This is a genomic window from Vibrio sp. V03_P4A6T147, assembly GCF_002241085.1.
GTDB lineage: Bacteria > Pseudomonadota > Gammaproteobacteria > Enterobacterales > Vibrionaceae > Vibrio > Vibrio anguillarum.
In genome coordinates, this window is record NZ_NDIO01000155.1 from 1 (window position 1) to 3,857 (window position 3,857).

The following is a 3,857-nucleotide window of genomic DNA, read 5'->3' on the forward strand; positions in this document are numbered from 1 at the left end:
CGTTAGAGGATAGGTTGCGCCTTAGCTTTGATGTGCTTCCTGAAACGGCGACAGTAGGCTCAGTGATGCCTTGGGTTGCCATCATTGATCTCGACCATTTTAAACGGATCAATGATAATTTTGGCCATCTGATTGGCGATGAAGTTTTGCTCTTGGTGGCTCAGCAAATGCAGAATTTTTTTCTTAATCAAGAACAACTGTTTCGGTTTGGTGGAGAAGAGTTCGTCATTATTTTTCCTGCCAGTGAGTATGAGGTCGTGCTAAACAGAACCGAGAGGTTTAGACAGCACATCGAGCAGTTTCGTTTTCCTCAGGTTCAACATATCACGCTTAGCATTGGTATCTGCTCTATCTCGCCAAGAGAATATCTCTCAACGATTCTAGATAGAGCAGACAAAGCACTCTACTTCGCCAAAAACCACGGCCGCAATCAAGTACAATGTTATGAAGACTTGTTGCGTAGCGGTGTATTCATTGAAAACGAAGAGGGGGACAGTAGTGCCGAACTATTTTGAACGGTTCACCTTATTTCTTCGCCGATAGCGTGCTACCCATTGAGGCAGTGATGATCATCGTAATGGCGATCCATTGCGTTAAGCTTAATTGTTCTTGAAGAATAATTAATCCAGCTAATGCGGCGATGGCGGGCTCTAAGCTCATTAACACACTAAAGTGTTGTGTAGACAAACGCTTTAAAGCCGACATTTCTAGGCAATAAGGTACCGCGCTTGAAAGAATCGCGACAGATAACGCCATAGGCAGTATTGACCACGTAAAAATAGACGCCTCTGATAATACAACGCCGATTGGAAACGCAAACAGGGCCGCAATCGTCATTCCTATCGCAACGGTTGAGCCTCCAGAACCGACACTGCCCGCCCTTTGACCAAACCATATGTAGGCTGCCCAGCATCCGCCGGCCGCTAAAGCCAGTGCAACGCCAATCGGATCAAGTGCATCGACACCCGTTAGATCGGGCAATAAAAAAACAATACCCAAAATAGCAAGCGCAACCCAAATCAGATCTTTTTTGCGTTTAGATGAGAGAAATGCAATGAGTAATGGCCCAGAAAACTCCAACGCAACCCCAATACCAAGAGGAATTCGTTCAATAGCAAAATAGAACATCAGTTGCATGCCACCTAGGCTTGCTCCGTAAATGATCATTGAGCGCCATTGTGAAAGAGAAAGTCGTAACTGCCATGGGCGAAAAATCATTAACAGTATTAATGCAGAGAGACCAACGCGCAGTGCAATTGTTCCACCTGGGCCAACAATAGGAAATAACTGCTTGGCTAGTGACGCGCCAGATTGAATGGTGGTCATGGCCAAGAGTAGAGTTAACACAGCCAAGAATATAGGGGATTTAATCGGTCGCATGCGCATCCATATGAAATAAAAGGAACGAGCCGATTATGCCTGAAAAATAAAGGGGTTAATAGGAACAACGAGCGGTGAATTAAAAGGGGATACCGTGAGTGCAAAACACTCACGGACCAAAAGATAAATAAGTGGGCTTGGCTTAGTGGATGTAGAAACGAGGGTTTGCCGTTCCCCAAATCGTATACAGTTCAGGGAATATGAGCTCTGCATTTTCTTCCAGCTCACTGACAGTGATTCGGCCTTGTTTTTGCGCGCCAAACAAGGTGACTTCCTGATTAGGAAGGACGCCTTTCACATCGGTTACGTCAACCAATGTGGTGTTCATTGAAGTTACTCCAACCACCTTTGCTCGTTGACCGTTAATCAATACGTCACCGCGATTGCCCATTTTTCTTGGGTAACCATCTGAATAGCCAACAGGCAGATTTGCCAAAACACTCTCTTTGGTTACGCGGTATGTACTGTCATAGCCAACAGTGCTTCCTTTAGGAAGATGATGCAATGACGCAATACGTGTTTTGAATGAGACGATTGACGGATATTCCGGGTTAGTTGGTAAGTCGCCATATAGGACGCCGCCAGGACGTACCATATCAAGTTGTGCTTCTGGTACATTGAGAGCAGTGTAGGAGTTGGCAACATGCAAAATCAGCTCATCGCGTTTTAGGTTTGCTTGCTGAATCAACCAAGCTGAATTGGTATTAAAACTGGCCAACTTACTGCGGATTTCGTCTGGATTGTAATTGGGGAAATGCGTCATTATCCCAACAATTTGTATGCCACTTTGAGTAGCAATCGCAATCGATTCTTGTTTTCCTGCATCGGTTGACATATCGATACCATTGCGTCCCATACCGCCATCATTTAATGCCAAATGTACTCTTATCGTTTTACCTTTTTGCTGGCTTAGCTGAGCGAGTTGCTCAGCTTGTATTTTGCTACCGATTAGCTCTTCGATATCTAACTCGACACTTTGTGCGATTTCATCAATGCTCGCAGAGCGAACACGCATCAACTGGCCTTTAAACCCGCTCTCACGTACGGCTCTAGCCTCTGCATTACTGGTAATTGCGATACAAGGGATCCCTTGCGCGAGAATAGTTGGCATTAAACCGCGAATACCGTTGCCGTAAGCATCAGCCTTCATCACGGCGCAAATTTTAGTTTGGCTGTTGATGTGGCTCTTAAACTGCTCAATATTTTGTTTGAATTGGCCAAGATCGATCTCAAGCCAAGTATTGGATTGCTGAATTTCTTGTATAGAAGGCTCACTGACGTTAAGGCTTAAAGGTGCAGAAGTCGCTGAAAAAGAGGGTAAAGCCATGGCAATTGACAGTGTAAGAAAAGAGGCTTTGAAATTCATTCTATCTCCTAGGTAAGTAAAAACAAGAAAGCCCCGTTAGGGGCTGACTCTATTTTAGTTAAGTTTGAAACGCCCCATTGCGTCTTGCAATGTGACCGATAATTGACTGAGTTCGTGGCAAGCTTGCGCCGTTTGTTCTGAACCCTGCGCGACTTCTTGTGAAGCCGTATGGATATTTTCAATGTTGCGGCTTAGTTCATCGGCAACGGAATCTTGTTCACTACAAGCACTGGCGATTTGTGTTCCCATATCCGCAATTTGAGCTACTGAGTTTTCAATTGAAACCATCAATTGCTGCGAGTGGGTTCCTTGAACGACGCAAGAGTCAATGCTGACGCGCGAACGTTCGGTTGCTTCTTTTGCTTCGCCTGCCATGGTTTGTAATTTTTCAATAATGGTTGTGATTTCGCCAGTTGAAGCTTGAGTTCTTCCCGCAAGGGTGCGCACTTCATCGGCAACAACAGCAAAGCCTCGGCCAGATTCACCAGCGCGGGCTGCTTCAATCGCAGCGTTCAGTGCCAATAGGTTTGTTTGCTCAGCGATGTTACGAATAACGTCAAGTACCACGTTAATTTGTGTGGATTGTTGTTCTAAATTTGCAACGGTTTCGCCAGCCTGACCAATAATTGTAGCCACTTGTTGAATGGAGCTCACCATCGCGGCATTGTCTGTCGCACCCTCTTTGGCTTTAGTGTTGGCACTACTTGCTTGTGATGCTGAGTCTTCCGTGTTGCGTGCTACATCGGCCACTGCGGCTTTCATTTGCGTCATCGCTGTTGCGACTTGTGTGATCTGATATTGCTGCTCTTTCATACCTTGAGCTGAGATATTGGAGATTTGACTCATCTCTTCCACAGCACTGCTCAGTTGTGTTACAGCGGAGATGATCTCTTCGATCAGTTGACGTAAATTGTTCTGCATCTTTTGTGAGGCATCGGCAAGTTCACCTAATTCGTCATTGCCAATAGCATTACGATCGATCTGTTTTGCTAAGTTACCTTCTGCAATCGCGTTTGCTTGGTCAACAACCAAACGCAAAGGCCCACAAATTATGCGAGTCAAGAAGAGGGTGATAATGACCATGACGACGATAATGGAAACATTACTGATA

Annotated in this window: 4 protein-coding genes; 1 reads left to right on the top strand and 3 read right to left on the bottom strand. The window is 45.3% G+C overall.

From position 1 onward, the window contains the following. Positions 1-515, top strand: a 515-nt coding sequence (locus B9J84_RS05945; RefSeq protein ID WP_143698837.1) for a GGDEF domain-containing protein, incomplete at its 5' end; no start/stop codon positions are given. Positions 516-525: 10 nt separating this feature from the next. Here the strand turns inward: B9J84_RS05945 and B9J84_RS05950 are convergent. The 3 genes from B9J84_RS05950 to B9J84_RS05960 form a co-directional block, all read right to left on the bottom strand. Then, positions 526-1,380, bottom strand: a complete 855-nt coding sequence (locus B9J84_RS05950; RefSeq protein WP_029189817.1) for a DMT family transporter — start codon at positions 1,378-1,380, stop codon at positions 526-528. A gap of 142 nt (positions 1,381-1,522) precedes the next feature. Next, positions 1,523-2,746 carry an alanine racemase gene (alr, locus tag B9J84_RS05955; protein ID WP_013856786.1) on the bottom strand — a complete coding sequence of 408 codons (1,224 nt, stop codon included), beginning with the start codon at positions 2,744-2,746 and terminating at the stop codon, positions 1,523-1,525. Positions 2,747-2,800: 54 nt separating this feature from the next. Then, positions 2,801-3,857 (bottom strand): methyl-accepting chemotaxis protein (locus B9J84_RS05960; protein ID WP_143698838.1); only part of this gene is annotated, 1,057 nt, incomplete at its 5' end.

Coding starts and splice junctions, on each gene's coding strand:
- alr (WP_013856786.1), bottom strand. CDS start 2,746: ATGAATTTCAAAGCCTCTTTTCTTACACTGTCAATTGCCATGGCTTTA.
- B9J84_RS05950 (WP_029189817.1), bottom strand. CDS start 1,380: ATGCGACCGATTAAATCCCCTATATTCTTGGCTGTGTTAACTCTACTC.